The following is a 19486-nucleotide window of genomic DNA, read 5'->3' on the forward strand; positions in this document are numbered from 1 at the left end:
GTACGCCGCCGTTGGCTACGTCGGACTTTTCGATTTCGGTGAAGACGATGCGGACGGCTTCGCGCTTGGCGCCGAGGATCGCGATCGCGGAGTCCGTCACGGCGGCGACGAACTCGCGGCGCTGGTCGAGGGTGCGGCCGGACAGGAGTTCGACGGTGATGTTGGGCATAGGAAGGTTCCTCCAGGTGGGTGTCAGCCAAGGGCGGTGGCGCGCCGGGCGGCGACCTCCGCGGAATCGTCGGGGTCGGTGTTCAGCGAGTCGAGCAGGTCGTCGACGTCGTCCTTGCGCTCCGGCAGCAGCAGGCCGAGGCCCACGAAGATCACCAGAGAGGTTGCCAGCGGCAACGCGACGACCAGGGTGGTGTCGGTGGAGCCGATGCCGTACTTCACGATCGCCCAGGTGATCAGGCCGATCGCCCAGGAGACGAGCGCGGCCCGTGGACCGGAGCGCCGGAACCAGGGCAGCAGCCCGAGCATCAGCGGGATCGCGATCGGCCCCATCGTGGCGGCCACCAGGTCGACCACGATCTTCAGTACGACGCCTTCGCCGTTGGTGGCGATCGCGATCAGCATGCTCACCGTGACGAAGGTGAACGTGGTGATCCGGGCGAACTTCAGCGCGCCCGCCTCGGTCAGCTCGCGGACCTTCTTCACCAGCACCGGGGCGAGGTCGCGGGTGATGACGGAGGAGATGGCGTTCGCGTCGGAGGCGACCATCGCCATCGTGTGCGAGAAGAAGCCGGCCAGCACCAGCCCGATCAGGCCGCTCGGCAGCAGCAGTTGGGCCAGCTGCACGTAGGACTGCTCGGCCTTGCCCGGGTTCACCAGCAGCGGCGCGGCGCACATCGGGATGAACAGGACGAGCGGCCAGACCAGCCAGAGGAACGACGACAGCAGCGCGGACTTCTTGGCCGCGGAACCGGACGGCGCAGCCATGTAGCGCTGGGCCAGGTTCCACATACCGCCGTTGTACTCGAAGGTTTTGATGAACAGGAACGCGATCAGGAAGATCGGTGTGTACGGCCCGTTCAGCGCATCACCATGGCCCTCGGGAAGCTTGCCCCACATCGTCCACAGCGTCGAGACGCCGCCCAGATGCGAGAGCACGCCGACGAACATCGCGATCCCGGCGGCGGCCTGGATGATGAACTGACCGAAGTCGGTGAGTACGTCGGCCCACAGCCCGCCCAGCGTCGCGTAGGCCATCGTCACCACGCCGGTGAGCAGGATGCCCCACCGCATCGGTACGCCGGTGAAACCGTTCAGCAGGATGCTGATCGCGACCCACTTGGAGGCGATGTCGACGACCTTCAGGGCCGCACCGGAGTAGGCCAGCGCCTGCTGGGTCGGCAGGTTGTACCGGCGGGCCAGGTACTCCAGCGGCGAGACAACCCCGTGCTTGGCTCGCAGCCGGTTCCAGCGGGCGGCGAACAGGAACGCACCGATGCCGACACCGACACCGATCGACACTGCCCACCAGACGTAGACGGTGATGCCGTAGTTGAAGGCGACGGCGGCGAACGCGACGAACATGACCGCGCTGTAGCCGGACATGTGGTGCGAGATGCCGGACAGCCACCAGGGAATCCGGCCTCCGGTCGTGAAGTAGTCGACGACGTTCTTGATCTTGGTGCGGGACCAGAGTCCGATCACCACCATCAACACGAAATAGCCGACCAGGACTGTCCAGTCCAGAGCGGTCATGGGGAGCCTCCAGGGACAACGGGCGAGTGACTGGAAGGTTCCACCGAACAGAACACCGTGTCAAGAGACGGAACCCGGAACAAAATCCGGCCTAGTTCCACCGCAGAAACCACGCCCAGCACCGTTTGACAGACGGTTCCACGAGATAGAACCTAGTTCTGTGAATGCTCAGTCGCCACTCCAGATCCGCCACGCCACCCACCCGGCCCAGGTGCCCGGCTTCGACACCGCCGGACTGCGCGCGCAGTACCTGGTCGACGACCTCTTCACGCCGGACGCCGTCACCGCGGTCCTCACCCACCACGACCGGATCGTGCTGGCCGGCGCCGTACCGGCCTCGGGACCGCTGACCCTCAACACCTGGCCCGAGCTGCGCAGCGAGTACTTCCTCGAGCGCCGCGAGGCCGGCATCGTCAACGTCGGCGGCCCGGGCACGGTCACCGCCGACGGCACCAAGTACGAGCTCACCACCGGTGCCTGTCTGTACGTCGGCCGTGGCACCCGCGAGGTGATCTTCGAGGGCACGGACTCGGCCTTCTACGTCTTCTCGGCCAACGCGCACACCGAGTTCCCGACCGCGCTGGTCAACCCCGGCGAGGGCAACCGGCTCGAACTCGGCGACCAGCAGACCGCGAACCGCCGGACGATCGACCAGTACATCCACGCCGGCGGCGTGCAGAGCTGCCAGGTCGTGCTCGGCGTCACCACGCTGCACGCCGGCAGCACCTGGAACACGATGCCCGCGCACACGCACGACCGCCGTACCGAGTGCTACTTGTACTTCGGACTCCCGGAGACCGAGCGGATCGTGCACCTGCTCGGCGAGCCCGACGAGACCCGGCACCTGCTGGTGGCAGACCGGCAGGCGATCATCTCCCCGAGCTGGTCGATCCACTCCGGTGTCGGCACCTCGTCGTACAGCTTCGTCTGGGCGATGGCCGGCGAGAACCAGGCCTTCACCGACATGGACGGCGTCGACGTCCGGGACCTGCGGTGACAGAGGGGCCGTTCAGCCTCCACGGCCGTACGGCGCTCGTCACCGGAGCCCGGCGGGGCATCGGAGCCGCCATCGCGGCCGGCTATGCCGCGGCCGGCGCCGAGCTGATCCTGTTCGCCCGCGACGCGGCGCTCGAGGACACCCTGGAGGCGATCAAGCAGAACGGTGGTGGTGAGGCGACCATCGTGACCGCCGACTTCGCCGACCCCGACGCCGTCGAGGCGGCCGCGGTCGAGCTGGCGCGGACCCGGCAGATCGACATCCTGGTCAACAACGCCGGCACGATCCGGCGGGCTCCCGCAGCCGAGACCAGTACGGCGGACTGGAAGCACGTGATCGACGTGAACCTGAACTCCACCTGGGCGGTCACCCGGCCGATCGGTGCCGCGATGGCCGAACGGGGGGCCGGGAAGATCGTCACGATCGCGTCCCTGCTCAGCTTCCAGGGCGGGATCACGGTTCCGGCCTACACTGCCAGCAAGCACGCGGTCGCGGGACTGACCCGGGCACTGGCGAACGAATGGGGTGCGGCCGGTGTCCAGGTGAACGCGATCGCACCGGGCTACATCAGTACCGACAACACCACCGACCTGCGGGCCGATCCGGAGCGCGAGACCGCCATCCGGTCCCGTATCCCGGCCGGCCGCTGGGGGCGGCCGGACGAGCTCGTCGGCGCGGCCGTCTTTCTGGCCTCGGCGGCGGCGGACTACGTCAACGGCCACATCCTCGCGGTCGACGGTGGCTGGCTGGCCAGATAAGGAGTGGCAGGATGTCCGACATGAGTTCGCCCTCGGCCATCGACAAGACGTTGATGGTGTTGGATGCCGTCCTGGAGCACTCGCGGTTCACCGATGTGGTGAATGCGACTGGCCTGGCCAAGTCCACCGTGCACCGGATCATGGCCTCGCTGGTGGAGCACGAGTTCGTCGCGCAGGCCGACGACGGCTCGTACCATCCGGGCCCGAAGGCACTCCGGCTGGCCGGACACGCCCTGACGAACGTCGACCTGGCCACGGTCGCCCGCCCAGTGCTCGCCGATCTGGTTGCCCAGACGCGCTGCACCGTGCACGTCGGCCTGCTCAACGGCGACGAGGCGATCTATGTCGCCCGCCTGGACGGCCCCAAGCCGTACCGGATGCCGTCCCGGGTCGGGAAGGCGTTCTGGCTGCACTGCACCGGCATCGGCAAGGCACTCCTGGCGGAGAAGGACGATGACGCGCTCGACGCCCACATCACCCGGACCGGTCTGCCGGCCCGCACTCCCCTGACCCACACCACGGCCGCCGCGCTCAGGGCCGACCTGGCGCAGGTGCGGGCCCGCGGCTACGCGCTGGACGACGAGGAGAACGAGCCGGGGATCCGGTGCGTGGCCGCAGTCATCCACGACCACACCGGCATGGCCATCGCCGCGGTCAGTATTTCCACGTTGTCGCTGGAGCAGTCGATCGCCCAGGTGGCCCTGATGGCACCGGCGGCGACCGAAGCGGCCCGCAAGATCTCTGCGGCGTTGGGCTATCGGGAGCCCTGAGCCCGCGCCTATAGTTAGGAAACCTTCCTAACCATTAGTGCGACGAAGTGCAGAGGATCGCCCATGAAATCTCCTCTCCGCTGGTTGCTCGCAGGAGCTCTGATCGCCGGAACCCTGATTCCGCCGACGTCGAGTGTTGCTGCGGCCGCTGCCTCGGTCAGTCCCGTCCCCGGTTTCCAGTTACAGACGTCGGCGCAAGTTTCCGACGACTCGGCCGTCACCAAGCCGGGATTCCCGACCACCAGCTGGTTGCCGGTCTCGCCCCGGTCGACCGTCTATGCCGGGTTGCTGGAGAACAACAAGTACCCGGATCCGTTCTTCTCGACGAACATGAAGAACGTCGACAAAGCACAGTTCACCGTGCCGTGGTGGTACCGCACGGAGCTGCAGTTGAGCGACACCGGCCAGCGCACGTACCTCGACTTCAGCGGTGTGATGTCGCGTGCCGATGTCTGGGTGAACGGCGTCCGGGTCGCCGACAAGAACCAGATCGTCGGTGCCTACACCCGGCACGACCTCGACATCACCGCGCACGTGCGGGCCGGGAGCAACTCGATCGCGTTCAAGGTCTACCCGAACGACCCGAACCGCGATCTCACCATGGGCTGGATCGACTGGGCCCAGACACCGCCGGACAAGAACATGGGCATCGTGCGCGACGTCCTGGTCCGGCGCAGCGGTGCGGTCGCTCTCCGCGGTGCCCACGTGCTCACCAACCTGACGGTGCCGTCGCTGAACCACGCGGAACTGACACCGAAGGTTGACGTCCGCAACGACTCGTCCGCCGCGGTGACGACCACGGTCAGCGGGACAGTGGCCGGCGTACCGGTCAGTCAGACCGTGTCGCTGGCGGCCAAGGAGAAGAAGACGGTCACCTTCGCGACGATCGGTTTGGACAATCCGAACGTCTGGTGGCCGGCTGGGATGGGCGGGCAGCCGCTCTATGCGATCGACCTGACCGCATCGGTCGGCGGTACGGCGTCCGACAGTACGTCGGCCAAGTTCGGCGTACGGGATGTGACGGCGCCGCTGAACAGCAGTGGTGGCCGGGCCTACGCGATCAATGGCCGACCATTGCTGATCAAGGGTGGTGGCTACTCGCCGGACCTGTTCCTGCGCTGGGACAAGACTGCCGCGGCCGACAAGCTCAAGTATGTCAAGGATCTGGGCCTGAACACGGTCCGGCTGGAAGGGCACATCGAGCCGGACGAGTTCTTCGATCTGGCCGACGAGCTCGGCGTCCTGACCATGCCCGGCTGGGAATGCTGCGACAAGTGGGAAGGCCAGGTCAACGGCAAGTTCCCGTGGACGGCCGAGGACTACGTGACGGCCAAGTTGTCGATGACCGGCGAGGCGGAGCGGCTGCGTAACCACCCGAGCGTCTTCACCTTCCTGATCGGCAGCGACTACGCGCCGGACGCGACGATCGAGAAGGGGTACCTCGACGCGCTGAACGCCGCCGACTGGCAGACCCCCGTCATCCCGGCCGCCGCGAAGCGGTCCTCGCCGCAGCTCGGCGCGTCCGGGATGAAGATGAACGGGCCGTACGACTGGATCCCGCCGAACTACTGGTACGACAAGGCCCACAGCAACGCCGGTGGCGCGTGGAACTTCAACTCCGAGACCTCGGCCGGGCCGGACATCCCCACCCTGGACACCTTGAACCGGATGATGACACCTGCCGAGCTCGAGGTGCTCTGGAAGAACCCGTCGGCCAACCAGTACCACCGCTCCGAGTCGACGACGTTCGGCAACCTCAGGTTGTTTGGAGAAGCGCTCTCCGACCGGTACGGCGCTCCGGCGAATCTGAACGACTACGTGAAGAAGGCGCAGCTCGCGGCGTACGAGAACGTGCGCGCCGAGTTCGAGTCGCACAACCGCAACTTCAGCGACTCGTCGAATCCATCGACGGGGTTGATCTACTGGATGCTGAACAGCGGCTGGACGTCATTGCACTGGCAGCTCTTCGATGCTTACCTGGATCAGAACGGCGCGTACTACGGTGCCAAGAAGGCGAACGAGCCGCTGCACATCCAGTACTCGTACGACACCAAGTCCGTTGCCGTCGTCAACCAAAATCACGCTGCGGCGTCGGGGCTGACGGCGTCGGTCAAGCTGTACAACATCGACGGGACCGAGAAGTTCTCCCAGTCGGCGAACGTGACGGTTCCGGGTGATGGCGGCAAGACGACCGCGTTGACGATCCCGGCGGTCAGCGGCCTGACGACGACGTACCTGGCGAAGCTTGTGCTGACGAACTCGTCGGGGGTCGAGGTGAGCCGGAACGTCTACTGGCTGTCCACCAAGGAGGACACCCTCAACTGGAACAAGACCACCTGGTACACCACGCCGACCACCAGCTACGCCGACCTCAAGGGTCTGTCTTCGCTCGCGCAGACGCCGGTGTCGGCGAGCGCTTCGACGACAACCTCTGGTGAGAACACCATCACCACGGTGACGTTGAAGAACACGTCGACTGTGAAGACCCCGGCGTTCTACCTTGACGCGCACGTCGTGGCGAATGGCAAGCCTGTGTTGCCGATCCAGTGGAACGACAACGCGGTGTCGCTGTGGCCGGGCGAGTCGACGGTCCTGCGAGCGACGTACCGGACCGCAGATCTGAAGGGCGCCTCACCGTCGGTCCGGATCACCGGGTGGAACACGGCCACGCAGACGATCCCGGGTACCGGCGGCGGGGCTAGCACCTACGAAGCCGAGGACGCGACCATCACCAACGGCTTGGTCGAGTCGAACCACGCGGGCTTCACCGGGCGCGGTTTCGTGAACTACGACAACGCGGTCGGCAGTGCGGTCGAGTGGACGGTCAACGCGACCAAGGCCGGCCCGGCCACGGTCGAGCTGCGCTACGCCAACGGTACGACGGCCAACCGGGCGATGGACGTGTCGGTGAACGGCACGGTCGTCTCCCCCGGGCTCGCCTTCGCCGGGACCGGAGCCTGGACGAGCTGGCAGACCACGTCGATCACGGTCAATCTGGTTGCGGGAAGCAACAAGATCAAGGCCGTCGCCACCACGGCGAACGGCGGTCCGAACGTGGACAAGCTGACCGCGTCATAGAATCGGGGCCCCAGGGGCTCGGGAGGTCGGATGCGGTTCGCGGTGCTCGGCAGTATCGAGGCCCGGACCGACGACGGCAGCCCGGTGGACCTGGGGCACCTGCGGCAGCAGTCAGTGCTGGCCGTCCTGCTCGTCGAGCACGGGCGGCCGGTGCCGGCCGACGTACTGGTCGACCGCGTCTGGGGCGACGCGGCACCGCAGCGGGCGCGCGAAACCTTGTACTCGTACCTCTCCCGCTTGCGCCGGATTCTCGGCGACGTGCTTGTACGGCGGCCTGGTGGCTACCTGCTTGACGTCGCACCCGACCAGATCGACCTGCACGCCTTTCGTACCTTGGTCAGTACGGCGTCCCTGCCGGAGGCCCTCGCGTTGTGGAGGGGCGAGCCCTTTGCCGGGCTGGACACACCGTGGTTCGTCGAACAGCGGCACGTGCTAATGGCGGCACGATTCGCGGCCGAGCTCGACCTGGTGGATCGTCAACTGGAGCAGGGCGAACACGACCAACTGCTGCCGAGTCTGATCGGCCGTGCCGACGCTCATCCGCTGGACGAGCGCGTTGCCCGGCAGTTGATTGAGGCGCTGGACCGGGCCGGCCGGACGGCCGAGGCACTCCACCAGTACGACCGGCTCCGCCGACTGCTGTCTGCCGAGCTGGGTATCGACCCGTCGCTCTCGCTCCAGCAACTGCATCAGCGACTGTTGCAGCGACCTACCACCAGCCGAGCGGTGCCACGGCAGCTACCAGCAGCACCCGGGACCTTCAGCGGCCGCTCCGAGGCGCTCGATCAGCTCAGGCCGGACGCAGGGATCACTGCGGTCAGTGGGATCGGCGGAGTCGGGAAGACGTCCCTCGTCCTGCACTGGGCGCACCGCAACCTGGACCGGTTCCCGGACGGGCAGCTGTTCATTGACCTACGCGGGTTCGATCCGACCGACGCGCCGCTGCCGGTCGCGACTGCGCTCACTGCGTTCCTGCATGCACTGGGCGCACCGGACACGACGATCGCGGCCGATGAGCAGGCTCGGGTCGGGGCGTACCGGACGTTGCTGGCCGGGAAGCGGATGCTGATCGTGCTGGACAACGCGATCGACAGCTCGCAGGTTGTTCCGCTGCTACCTGGCCGACCGGGCTGCACAGTCGTGGTGACGAGCCGCAGTCGACTCGGCGGGCTGCTGGCACACCACTCCGCCGTACTGGTCGATCTGGACGTGCTGTCGACCGCGGAAGCCGATGCGGTCCTGGCACGACAGGTTGGTGCCGCTCGCCGTGGGGCCGAGCCGGAGGCGTTCGCGGAGTTGCTGGAGCACTGCGCCGGTCTGCCGCTCGCACTGGCGATCGTGGCGGCGCGGGCTGGATCGCGTCCCGATCTACCGCTCAGTGTGCTGGCTGACGAGCTGCGTGAGTCCCGGCTCGACGCGCTCACCACCGACGACCTGACGGACAGCCTGCGGAGCGTGTTCGCGTCGTCGTACCGGGCGCTGTCGCCAGACGAGGCCGGGCTGTTCGGCATGATGGCGCTCGCGCCCGGACCAGACCTCGGGATCAGCGCTGCGGCTAGTCTCGCCGATCAACCGGTCGCACGCATCCGTCCGCTGCTGAGGCGGCTGGAGAGCGCCAACCTGATCAGCCAGAACGCACCGGGCCGCTACCGCATCCACGACCTACTCAGGCTATACGCCGTTGAGCAGCACGACTCGGAGTCGCGCCGAGCCGCTCTGCGCCGACTGGTCGACCACTACCTGTTCAGCACCTTCAAAGCGGACCAACTGTTCGCACCCCGCCGTCCCCAGCAGCAGCTCGAACACCCGGAGCCTGGCTGCCGACCGGTCGAACACACCGACCGCGCTGCGGCTCGCCAGTGGCTGGAGGCTGAGCACGCCTGCATCGTCCGGGCACAACGCCTCGCTGTAGCCGAGGGCCTGCACACGCGGGTGTGGCAGCTCGCTTGGGCACTCGGCACGTTCCACAACCGGGGCGGCCATCAGACCGCCGAGCTGATCGTCTGGGAACGTGCACTGGCCTCCGTGCCGGAGCTGACCGACCCGGCCGTGCAGGCACTGGTTCTGCGCTTCCTCGGCCACGCCTACGCGAAGGTCGGCCGGCACCACGAATCCATGCAGGTGCTCGCAGAGGCATTGCAGTACGCCGAACGTGACGGCTCCGCGCTCGTGCTGGGCCACGCCCATCAAGCACTGGCTGCAAGCTACGAGAGGCAGGGCGACTACGAGAACGCCCTGGTACACGCACTGCAGCAGCTGACACACCGCCGTCGCCTGGATCCCGTCTGGGCCGCTGACGCGCTCAACTTCGTCGGCTGGCTCTACGCGCTCAGCGCCCGCTACGCCGAGGGCCGTCCGTACTGCGAGGAGGCCCTGAGCATCTACACCTCCGTCGGCGATCGCGACGGCGAGGCCGTGACCACCGACAGCCTCGCCTACCTCGCCCACCACGACGGCCGGTACGCCGAGGCGGTCGCGAGCTATCAGCGCGCCATCGGGATCTACCGCGAGATGGGCAACACCTACCACCTCGCGAACTCGCTCGACCGCGTCGGCGACACCTACCTGGCCCTGGCCGACCAGCCCGCCGTACGGGCGCACTGGCAAGAAGCCATCAACCTGTTCCGCCAGCAAGGCCGAGACCCCGACGCCGATCGCCTCACCAAAGCCCTGGCCGAGCTCACCCCCTAACCACGAGATGGTTCAGGTGCGGGCGGCGATTCGCTGGGCGAGGGCGCGGATCTCGTTCTGGATGTCGGCGCCGGAGTCGAGCATGCGCTGCATCTTGGCGGCGTCCTGGCCGGTGAACATCGCCGCGACCGTCACCTCGTGGTCGGGGCGGCTGACGATCTCGATGCGATCGCCGGCTCCGATCGTGCCGGGCTTCAGAACCTTCAGATAGGCGCCGGGCCGACCTGCCTGGTGGAAGCGCTTCACCCAGTGCGGCTCCTGCATGCGGTGCTGGAAGGTGATGCACGGGACGCGCGGCGACCGGACCATCACCTCGACCTCAGCACCGATCCGCCAGACCTCGCCGAGCAGTGCGCCGTTGACGTCCAGACCCTCAGTACGGAGATTCTCGCCGAACAGGCCGGTGGGGATCTCCCGGCTGATCTCTCCGGCCCACCAGCCGGCGTCCTCCTCGGCGTACGCGTAGAGCGCCTGGTCGGGACCACCGTGGTGCTTCGTGTCGCACACCTGATCACCGGCGAGCCCGAGCGCTTCCACCGCCACCCGCCCGGGCTGCGGCCGCTTGTCGATCGCGGTGAACCCCGTCTCCTTGGGACCCGGGATCAGTTCCTCGACCACGTTCACCGTCAGCACTCGCATACCGGACAGGTTAGCTACTCCTGGATGGCCTTGACGATCGAGATATTGCGGGTCAGCCAATCCTGCGGCAGGTTCTCGTCGGAATCCTCGAGCGTCCAGAGCACGTTCAGCATCTGCCGGATGATCACCCACCGGCGGGCGCGCTCCTCGTCGAAGCCGGCCGCGTCGATCGCGGTGTAGAACCGCTGCTGGACGGCGAAGCGGAGATCACCGGTGAGCTCGTCCCAGCGGTTCCAGATCAGCGGGGCGACCTCGTAGTGCGGGTCACCGGACAACGGCTTCGGGTCGATCACCAGCCAGGGCTCGCGCGTGGCGGCCAGCATGTTCTCGTAGTGCAGGTCGGTGTGAATCAGGCGGCCGTCGGTGGCCGGGTCCGAGACGAAATCCTCGGCCAGCGAGATCGCCTGCTCGACATACCGATGCGGGACCGGCGCCGAGGCAGGCAGTTTCCGGAACCGCTCCAGCCACCGCTTCAACTCCCCCGACAACGTCCGGTACTGCGGTCCGGCAACCACGTGCAGCCGCTGGTACGCCGTACCGACAAGCTCGCACGCGTCGAGGACCGGAACCGTGGTGAGGTCGCGCGGCTCCAACCGCTCGAGCAGTAACGCGAACCGCCGCGGATCCGCCCGCAGCAGCTGCACCGCGCCGTTCCCCGCCCAGTCCCGCAGCGCGAGATGCTCGGTCTCCGCCTCCCAGTGCGGGAACTGCACCTTCAGTACGGCGCTCTGTCCGTCGGCCGTGCGAACCGGTACGACGAGCGCACACTCCCCGTGCGCCGACGTACCGTCGACCCGTAGTTCCCACTCGTCGAGCAGCTCGCGGGTCAGTCGCGGCAGCCGGTCCAGCCAGTCCGCCCAGTCCTGACCTCGCGAGGCAACGACCCGCAGACCGGCCGGGATGTCGACAACGGGCACTACTTCTTGGCCTTCTCCGCCGGCTCGTTCGTCTTCAGGGCAGCGATGAAGGCTTCCTGCGGGACCTCGACCCGGCCCACCATCTTCATCCGCTTCTTGCCCTCCTTCTGCTTCTCGAGCAGCTTGCGCTTCCGGGTGATGTCACCGCCGTAGCACTTGGCGAGGACGTCCTTCCGGATCGCGCGGATCGACTCGCGGGCGATGATCCGGGACCCGATCGCGGCCTGGATCGGCACCTCGAACTGCTGCCGCGGGATCAGCTCCTTGAGCTTGCCGGCCAGCGAGACGCCGTACGCGTAGGCGTTGTCGCGGTGCACGATCGCGGAGAACGCGTCCACCGTCTCGCCCTGCAGCAGGATGTCCACCTTGACCAGGTTGGCCGCCTGCTCACCGGTCGGTTCGTAGTCCAGCGACGCGTAGCCCTTGGTCCTCGACTTCAGCTGGTCGAAGAAGTCGAAGATGATCTCGGCCAGCGGCAGCGTGTAGCGGAGCTCGACCCGGTCCTCCGACAGGTACTCCATCCCGAGCAGGTTGCCCCGCTTGGTCTGGCACAGATCCATGATGACCCCGATGAAGTCCTTCGGACTCAGGATCGTGGCCCGCACCATCGGCTCGTAGATGTCGCCGATCTTGCCCTCGGGGAACTCGCTCGGGTTCGTGACGACGTGCTCCTTGCCGTCCTCCATGTCCACCCGGTAGACCACGTTCGGCGCCGTCGAGATCAGGTCAAGGTCGAACTCGCGCTCGAGCCGCTCGCGGACGATCTCCATGTGCAGCAGACCGAGGAAGCCGCAGCGGAAGCCGAAGCCGAGCGCACCCGAGCTCTCCGGCTCGTACTGTAGGGCGGCATCGTTCAGCTGCAGGCGCTCCAGAGCGTCCCGCAGCGTCGGGTAGTCGTCACCGTCGATCGGGAAGAGCCCGGAGTACACCATCGGTTGCGGGTGCTTGTAGCCGCCGAGCGCCTCGGTCGCGCCGTGGATCGCGGCGGTGACCGTGTCACCGACCCGCGACTGCCGGACGTCCTTCACACCGGTGATCAGGTAGCCGACCTCGCCGACGCCGATGCTCTTCGACTTCATCGGCTCCGGGGAGATGACACCGACCTCGAGCATCTCGTGCACGGCGCCGGTGGACATCATCTTGATCCGGTCGCGGTGCGTCAGCTCGCCGTCGACCACCCGGACGTAGGTGACCACGCCGCGGTAGGTGTCGTAGACCGAGTCGAAGATCAGCGCCCGCGGCGGGGCGTCCTTGACGCCCTTCGGCGGCTCGACCTGAGCGACGATCTCGCTCAGCAGGTCCTCGACGCCCTCACCGGTCTTCGCCGACACCCGCAGCACGTCCTCGGGACGGCAGCCGATGATGTGGGCCAGCTCGGCCGCGTACTTCTCCGGCATCGCGCCCGGCAGGTCGATCTTGTTCAGCACCGGGATGATGTTCAGGTCCGCGTTCAGCGCGAGATACAGGTTGGCCAGCGTCTGCGCCTCGATGCCCTGGGCGGCGTCGACCAGCAGCACCGCGCCCTCACAGGCCTCCAGCGACCGCGACACCTCGTAGGTGAAGTCGACGTGACCGGGGGTGTCGATCATGTTCAGGATGTACGTCGTACCGTCCGGAGCCAGCAGGCCACCCGGAGTATCCGGCTTCGGCGTGAACGGCAGCCGGACCGCCTGCGACTTGATGGTGATACCGCGCTCACGCTCGATGTCCATCCGGTCCAGGTACTGGGCCCGCATGGCGCGGCCGTCGACCACACCGGTGATCTGCAGCATCCGGTCGGCCAGCGTCGACTTGCCGTGGTCGATGTGGGCGATGATGCAGAAGTTCCGGATCAGCGTCGGGTCGGTACGACCCGGCTGCGGCGCATTCGTGGGTCCAACGGGCACGGAGGGGATCCAGTTCGTCTCGGGTGGTACTACCAGCACAACTGGTCAATCATCCCATGCGGAACCAGCGGATTTGAAAAATGGCAGCAGACGGCGTCCACGGGCCCTACCGTGGTGACGCATGGCACACGCTGCAGGGGTCCGGTTACCCTTCGAAAAGGTGCCCGCCGCGGTGCGGGCCTGGGTCGAACGCACACTCGGCTCGGCGGTCGTTTCGGCCTCGACCCAGCAGGGTGGCTTCTCCCCCGGCGTCGCCGCTCGCCTGGTGACCGCCTCCGGCCGCCGCGCCTTCGTCAAGACCGTCGGTACGTCGCTCAATCCGAAGACACCCACGTTGTTCCGGCAGGAGATCGTGGCCGTGGAGGCGATCGGACCGTTGCCGTCGACTCCGCGCCTGCTGGACGTGTACGACGACGGTGACTGGGTCGGACTGCTGTTCGAGGACATCGACGGCTGGTTGCCATCGCACCCGTGGATCCAGTCCGAGGTGGACCGGGTGCTGGACGCGCTGACCTCGTTGACCGAGGCGCTGGATCCTTCTCCGTGGCCCGATGCGCCGGTGGTCGCCGTACGGAGTCGGGAGTTCCTGAGCCGCTGGCCACATGTCATCAGGGACGGCCTCGCCGTACCGGACTGGCTGGTGGGGCGGGTGGAGGAGCTGGCTGAGCTGGCCGAGGGCGCGTTGCGCGTGATGGCGGAGGGCAAGACGCTGGCGCACTACGACCTGCGGGCCGACAACATCATCCTGACCGAGGACCGTGTGGTCTTCATCGACTGGGCACACCCCGGCCGTGGCCCTCGCTGGACCGACACTGTGATTCTGCAAGCGGACATGCGGAGCAGTGCCGTCCGGCTGCCCGCACTGCCGGACGATCCGGCGATCACCGGCTTCATCGCCGCCATCGCCGGCGGCCAGTGGTGGGGCGGCGCCCAGGAGGCACCGGTCGGCCTGCCGACGATCCGGGCGTGGCAGCGGGAGCAGGCGCTCGTTCACCTCGACTGGGTGCGGGAGCGGCTCGGGTAGCAGCGTTTTGGTGGGACGGGCGTCTCTGGGGGTGTGACGAATCAAATGGTGAGCATCAGCGGCCCTGTCCGGGCCCTGGCGCGTGATGACGCGCAGACCGCCGTGTCGGCGCTCTATCAGCAGCACTGGGCAGGGCTCGTCCGCCTGGCCGTGCTGGTGATGGACGACCGGCAGGCGGCAGAGGACGTCGTACAGGAGGCTTTCACCAACCTGTACCGACACTGGCCGCTGAAGGAACAGGCAGCGGTGCTCGGATACCTGCGGACCGCGGTACTCAACCGCAGCCGCTCGGTCCTGCGCCGCCGCCGGGTCGCGCGGCTGTACATCCCACCCCACCAGGCCCCCAACGCCTCCGCCGAGAGCGACGTCGTCCTCGGCGAGGAGCGGCTCCAGGTGCAACGGGCACTGCAGGCCCTGCCCACCCGGACCCGCGAGGTTCTGGTCCTCCGCTTCTACCTCGATCTCCCGTTCGCCGAGATCGCCCAGCTCCTGGGCATCGGCGAGTCCAGCGCCCGCTCGAACGCCTCCCGCGGCCTCGCGACGCTGACCGACCGCTTGAAGGACATCCGATGAACGACACCGAATCCCGCCTCCGCGACTACCTCGACACCAAGGCCGCCACCGTCCCGGCCAACGAGCAAGGCCCCGGCCTGTTCGCCGAAACCACTCCCCGCCGCCCACTCTGGCCCATGCTCGCCACCGCCGCCTCGGTCGCCGCCGTACTGGCCCTGACCGTCACCGTCCTGACCCACCTCGGCCCCGACAACGCCTCCCCGGCCAGCCCTCCGGCTCCGCTTACGGACGCGGCACCGAAAGTGCCGTTCTCCATTACCGGTGACGCCCCCAACTTCAAGGGCAGCGTGCACGACGGACCCCGCACCGTCCGGCTCCCGGAGTTCATCACGCCGGTCAAGGCGCGCGTCGGAGGCGGCTGGCTGACCGAGTACTACGACCAGGTAGATCCAGGCTTGGATCCGCACGTCGGCATTCTGAAGGCGAACGGCACCTTCCACCGCCTAGGACCGAAGAAGGCCCTCGCCGCGGTCCTGTCTCCGGACGGCAAGCAGGTCGCCATGAGCACGTATCCGACAAGTACCACGACAGGGATCGCGGTCTACGACATCGCCAGCGGAACCGAAGTCAGCTCCATCGCCTCACCGGGGCGGATGGCCGGCCCCATGAGCTGGAACACGGACGGCGTCTGGCTCGATTCCGGTGACCCCTTCTCGAAGGACCGGCTGTACGTGTGGAAGCCGGGCGAGCCGAAGGCCCAGCCTGTGCAGGTTCCCGAGGGCTTCGAAATGACCACGACGACTCCGGACTCGAACATCGTCGTCGTCTCGAAGGGACCCGCACGGAAGGTGTCGGGGGCGGGCGAGAACTTCAAAAAAACCACGGACCCCAAGCCAAGCGACGTCTGCTTGCAGATCGGCGTGCTGCGCGACGGCGCGATCGACGTTCAGCGCGAACACTGCGACCAGGGCGTACAGGGCCCGGCCGCGGCCCTGTCGCCCGACGGCGCGAAGGTGGTGAACCTCACGAGCAAGCTGACCATCGACGTCGCCACCGGGAAGACGACCAAGCTCGACCTACCGGATTCGATCGAGAACTGGCCGGCCCCGGTGTTCGAGGACGCGACCAAGCTGCTGGTCGTCACTCGGCCCGGGATCGGCGAGGGACCGCAACGCCTGCATCGCTGCGAGGTCACCACCGGTGAGTGCAAGCTGCTCCGGACCGAGAAGGACAACCAGATCACCCTCGCCGCACGCTGAACATGACGAAAGGCGGTCCCACCGTGTCGGTGGGACCGCCCTTCGGTTGTGCGTTCTAGCTGTCTACGCGGAGGACGGTCGAACCCGTGCCGGCTCCGCCGTCGGTGTAGGTGAGCTGGCCCAGGTAGCGGGCGCCTGCGGTGAGGCCGGTCCAGTTGGCGGTGACCGTGGCCTGGGCTGCGGTCGTTACCGCCTGGGCGGCCGGGGTGACCGTCAGGTTGGGCTCGGCCGTGGTGAGGGCCCAGTGGTTGAGCTTGACGGTCTGGTTGTCGGCTCCGGCGAAGTAGTCCAGGTACACGTCGTACGAGCCGGCCGCCGGGGCAACCAGGTTCGCCTCCTCCTCGGACGAGCCGCCACCACTGTTCGCCAGGACCGCCGTCGTACCGGTCTTGTAGACGTAGATGTCAACGTCCGTGGCCGCCGGGTAGTCCGCGTCGAACGTCGAGAACCGGGCGTACTTCGTGCCGGCCGGGATGTTCACCGTGATCTTCGCGACGTGGTCGTTGACCTGCGGGTTGGTGGCCGGGAACGACACCCCGCCCGCCGTCTTGATGACGGCCTCGCCGACCGTCGCCGCGGTCAGGCCGACCGCGGTGGTGTTCAGCGTGCCGGTGTAGCCGGCCGTGATCGGCACCTGCACCGAGCCGCTCACGCCAGTGCCCTTGACCTGCACCGGCGCCTTCACCGTCAGCGGCTTGACCGCCAGCGTGCTGGACACCGAATGGAACGCAGACTTCCAGGTCAGCGTGCCGAACGAATACTGCTCAAGCGGCGCACCGGCGTTCTCGATGGTGACCTTGTACGTCGCGGTCTTGCCGGGCAGGGTGATCAGCATCTTCGGCGACACCGTCACCTTGAGGCCGGTCACCCCCTCGACCTTCGGGAAGTAGACCTCGGGCAGCTTGCTGACGCTCTTCACGGTCCGCGTGATGGTCTGCTTACCGGCCAGGTCACCGATCGCGAGGGTCGGGTAGTTCAGGTCGCTCGGGTCGATCTTGCCGCCCGCGCACAGCTCGTGCGTGGCCGCCACCTCACCGGATCCGCAGACGAACTTGGCCCAGTCGGTGTAGGTCGAGTCGTAGACCAGCCCCGGGTCGGTGGCCTTCTTCGGCTGGACCTGACCGGCGCCGTACCCGAACGGGGTGGCCGCCGTACCGGAGTCGTTCTGGATCGGCTTGCCGGAGGTGTCCTTGGCGGTCGCCGTGGTCGCGAGCGCCGACTTGATCGCCATCGGCGACCAGTCCGGGTGCTTGCTCTTCAGGACGGCCGCGATACCGGCGACGTGCGGCGTGGACATCGACGTACCGCTCATGAACGCGTACTCGCCACCGGCCGCGCTGAACGCGGTCGTTGCAGCCAGGACGTTGGTGCCCGGAGCCATCATGTCGGGCTTGAGCAGGTCGCCGTTGCCGGCCGGGGACGGGCCGCGGCTGGAGGAGGCGGCCACCTTCGGTGCCACGACCTTGACCGGCGTACCGGCGCTGATGGTCGCGGTCGGGGTTGCCGTACCGCTCACGTAGGCCTTGACGCCCGGGGTGGCCTTGTCGTCCAGGTGGACCGACGGGACCGTGTGCAGGTCGGAGTCCAGCGTGCCCGGCACGATGTTCACGAGGATCATGCCGACGCCGCCGGCCGCCTTGACCTGGGCGCTCTTGTCGACGCGGGCGTTGACGCCGCGGTCGCAGACCACGATCTTGCCGGTCACCTTGGCCGGGTCGAGCGTGCCGGCCTGGCAGAGCACCAGGTTGGTCGGGTTCGCACCGGCGAGGCCGGCGTCCTTGGCCAGGATGACCGGGGTGCTCGCGACACCCGCGCCGATACCGGCACCGGTGTACTTGCTGCCGTCGCCGAAGGTGACGGTGGTCTGGATGTCACGGTCATGGGTGCCGTTGGCAACGGTCGTCACCCACGGGTAGGTCTTGCCGACCGTGGAAGCGCCCGGGCCGGTGTTACCGGCGCTGACCGCGACGAACACGCCTGCCTTGGCGGCGCGCAGGAAGGCCAGACCGGTCGCGTTCACGTACGTCGAACCGGTGCCGGAGATCGAGTAGTTGATCACGTCGACGCCGTCGGCGACCGCGGTGTCGATCGCGGCGATGATGTCCGCGTCGGTACCGGAACCGCCACCGGCCGCGTCAACCGCCCACAGGGCCTTGTAGATCGCGAGCCGGGCCTGGGGCGCCATACCGGAGCCCTTGCCGTAGTCGCGACCCATCACGGTCATGTCGACGCCGTAGTTGCCACCCGCGGTGCTGGCGGTGTGCGTGCCGTGACCGCCGAAGTCCCGCGGCGACTTGAACTCGTCCGGGATCGGGCGGCTGCCGATGCCCTTGTCGAAGTAGCGGGCGCCGATCACCTTGTTGTTACAGGTGACGAGCGGGGCTTCCTCGCCGGCCTGGCAGGTGCCCTTCCACTTCTTCGCGATCAGCGCGTCCGACGCCTTGGTGGTCTTGATCGGCGCGAAGCTCGGCCGCTCCGGGACGAAACCGGAGTCGATCACTCCGATGATCACGCCGTCGCCGGCCTTGTCGATGCCACCGGCCTGCTGCCAGGCGCCACCCTTTCCGGACATCCCCAGGAAGCGCGGAGTGTCGACGGTGTCCTGGTGCTGCAGCTCACTGGGCTCGACGCTCTTCACGCCGGACGACTTCGCCAGCTTCACGGCGTCGTCGTACGACATCTCGGCGGAGAAGCCGGAGTACGTGTAGTTGTAGTCGTAGAGCTTCTTCGCGTCCGGCGCGACCTTGAGGACCTGGTCGCGCTCACGCGTCAGGTGCTGGACGTAGCCGAGGACCGGAGCAGCGCTCTTGACCAGCTTGCTGCCGGCCGCGACCCGGGTGGCGGGCAGACCGGCGATGTCACCGTCGTACTCGGCCACGGGCGCGTCGTCGAGCTGGACGACGTACGAGCCGGTCACCGACTCCTTCACCAGCGGGTCCGGCAGGGACGGCGAGTCGGCTGCCTGGGCGTGAACCAGGGGCAGCCCGGCCAGGGACGCGGCGAGCGCGCTGACCAAGATGATCGGGGTACGGCGGGACAAGGGGGCCTCCATAAACAACCCAGTCAGGACGGTGAGGGCTCGTTGGCCGGGACGCTGGTGGGCGAGCAGCGCCACGGGGCCCTGAGTATGCCTTCGGACCCTGCGGGGTGTCACGCTCGGCACGGACATGTCACCTCACCGCAAGGGAAAACCCCGGCCAGACCTGACCGACGGTGGTTGCGAGGTCACCAAATCGTGGACGAAGGACCC

At 67.6% G+C, this 19486-nt stretch carries 14 protein-coding genes; 8 read left to right on the forward strand and 6 right to left on the reverse strand.

Annotation, left to right across the window (positions count from 1 at the left end):
* Window positions 1-169 (reverse strand): tautomerase family protein (locus tag E1261_RS15135; protein WP_132407046.1); only part of this gene is annotated, 169 nt, incomplete at its 3' end.
* Window positions 170-192: 23 nt separating this feature from the next.
* Window positions 193-1704: a sodium:solute symporter family protein gene (locus E1261_RS15140; RefSeq protein ID WP_132407048.1), complete on the reverse strand. Its 1512-nt coding sequence runs from the start codon at window positions 1702-1704 to the stop codon at window positions 193-195.
* A gap of 160 nt (window positions 1705-1864) precedes the next feature.
* Between E1261_RS15140 and kduI the strand changes: the two genes are divergently transcribed.
* The 5 genes from kduI (at window position 1865) to E1261_RS15165 (ending at window position 9998) form a co-directional block, all read left to right on the forward strand.
* The gene (gene kduI, locus E1261_RS15145; RefSeq protein ID WP_238176235.1) at window positions 1865-2701 is read left to right on the forward strand and encodes a 5-dehydro-4-deoxy-D-glucuronate isomerase; all 837 of its coding nucleotides are present in this window, start codon (window positions 1865-1867) and stop codon (window positions 2699-2701) included.
* On the forward strand, window positions 2698-3459 hold the full coding sequence (locus tag E1261_RS15150) for an SDR family oxidoreductase (RefSeq protein ID WP_132407052.1): 762 nt from the start codon (window positions 2698-2700) through the stop codon (window positions 3457-3459). The genes kduI and E1261_RS15150 overlap by 4 nt, the downstream gene beginning before the upstream one ends.
* Window positions 3460-3479: 20 nt before the next feature.
* A complete protein-coding gene (locus E1261_RS15155; RefSeq protein WP_132407054.1) occupies window positions 3480-4229 on the forward strand; it encodes an IclR family transcriptional regulator in 750 nt (249 codons plus the stop codon).
* A gap of 63 nt (window positions 4230-4292) precedes the next feature.
* The gene (locus tag E1261_RS15160) at window positions 4293-7307 is read left to right on the forward strand and encodes a glycosyl hydrolase 2 galactose-binding domain-containing protein (protein WP_132407056.1); all 3015 of its coding nucleotides are present in this window, start codon (window positions 4293-4295) and stop codon (window positions 7305-7307) included.
* A gap of 30 nt (window positions 7308-7337) precedes the next feature.
* Window positions 7338-9998, forward strand: coding sequence for an AfsR/SARP family transcriptional regulator (locus tag E1261_RS15165; protein ID WP_132407058.1), 2661 nt, complete (start codon window positions 7338-7340; stop codon window positions 9996-9998).
* Between the two features lie 12 nt (window positions 9999-10010).
* On the opposite strand, the gene E1261_RS15170 is transcribed toward E1261_RS15165, so the two are convergent.
* The 3 genes from E1261_RS15170 to lepA are packed head-to-tail and all read right to left on the reverse strand — an operon-like array spanning window position 10011 to window position 13440.
* Window positions 10011-10637 (reverse strand): MOSC domain-containing protein, encoded by a 627-nt coding sequence (locus tag E1261_RS15170; protein ID WP_132407060.1) that lies wholly within the window; start codon window positions 10635-10637, stop codon window positions 10011-10013.
* Between the two features lie 14 nt (window positions 10638-10651).
* Entirely contained in the window at window positions 10652-11554 is a 903-nt protein-coding gene (locus E1261_RS15175) for an aminoglycoside phosphotransferase family protein (RefSeq protein ID WP_132407062.1), read from the reverse strand.
* A complete protein-coding gene (lepA, locus tag E1261_RS15180) occupies window positions 11554-13440 on the reverse strand; it encodes a translation elongation factor 4 (protein WP_132407064.1) in 1887 nt (628 codons plus the stop codon). Before lepA ends, E1261_RS15175 begins: the two co-directional genes overlap by 1 nt.
* 160 nt (window positions 13441-13600) lie before the next feature.
* Between lepA and E1261_RS15185 the strand changes: the two genes are divergently transcribed.
* The 3 genes from E1261_RS15185 to E1261_RS15195 are packed head-to-tail and all read left to right on the forward strand — an operon-like array spanning window position 13601 to window position 16236.
* On the forward strand, window positions 13601-14464 hold the full coding sequence (locus tag E1261_RS15185) for a phosphotransferase (RefSeq protein WP_132407066.1): 864 nt from the start codon (window positions 13601-13603) through the stop codon (window positions 14462-14464).
* Between the two features lie 45 nt (window positions 14465-14509).
* Window positions 14510-15037, forward strand: coding sequence for an RNA polymerase sigma factor (locus E1261_RS15190; protein ID WP_132407068.1), 528 nt, complete (start codon window positions 14510-14512; stop codon window positions 15035-15037).
* Entirely contained in the window at window positions 15034-16236 is a 1203-nt protein-coding gene (locus E1261_RS15195) for a hypothetical protein (protein ID WP_132407070.1), read from the forward strand. Before E1261_RS15190 ends, E1261_RS15195 begins: the two co-directional genes overlap by 4 nt.
* A gap of 55 nt (window positions 16237-16291) precedes the next feature.
* Here E1261_RS15195 and E1261_RS15200 read toward each other — a convergent pair whose 3' ends face one another.
* Complete coding sequence (locus tag E1261_RS15200; RefSeq protein WP_238176236.1) at window positions 16292-19351, reverse strand: S8 family serine peptidase; 3060 nt, start codon at window positions 19349-19351, stop codon at window positions 16292-16294.
* Between the last annotated feature and the right edge of the window lie 135 nt (window positions 19352-19486).

It is taken from the genome of Kribbella albertanoniae (genome assembly GCF_004348455.1).
Lineage (GTDB): Bacteria > Actinomycetota > Actinomycetes > Propionibacteriales > Kribbellaceae > Kribbella > Kribbella albertanoniae.

What these genes read in the sequence shown, in the direction of transcription:
- E1261_RS15140 (WP_132407048.1), bottom strand. Translation starts at nt 1,704, where the DNA reads ATGACCGCTCTGGACTGGACAGTCCTGGTCGGCTATTTCGTGTTGATG.
- E1261_RS15155 (WP_132407054.1), top strand. Translation starts at nt 3,480, where the DNA reads ATGAGTTCGCCCTCGGCCATCGACAAGACGTTGATGGTGTTGGATGCC.
- E1261_RS15160 (WP_132407056.1), top strand. Translation starts at nt 4,293, where the DNA reads ATGAAATCTCCTCTCCGCTGGTTGCTCGCAGGAGCTCTGATCGCCGGA.
- E1261_RS15165 (WP_132407058.1), top strand. Translation starts at nt 7,338, where the DNA reads ATGCGGTTCGCGGTGCTCGGCAGTATCGAGGCCCGGACCGACGACGGC.
- E1261_RS15170 (WP_132407060.1), bottom strand. Translation starts at nt 10,637, where the DNA reads ATGCGAGTGCTGACGGTGAACGTGGTCGAGGAACTGATCCCGGGTCCC.
- E1261_RS15190 (WP_132407068.1), top strand. Translation starts at nt 14,510, where the DNA reads ATGGTGAGCATCAGCGGCCCTGTCCGGGCCCTGGCGCGTGATGACGCG.
- E1261_RS15195 (WP_132407070.1), top strand. Translation starts at nt 15,034, where the DNA reads ATGAACGACACCGAATCCCGCCTCCGCGACTACCTCGACACCAAGGCC.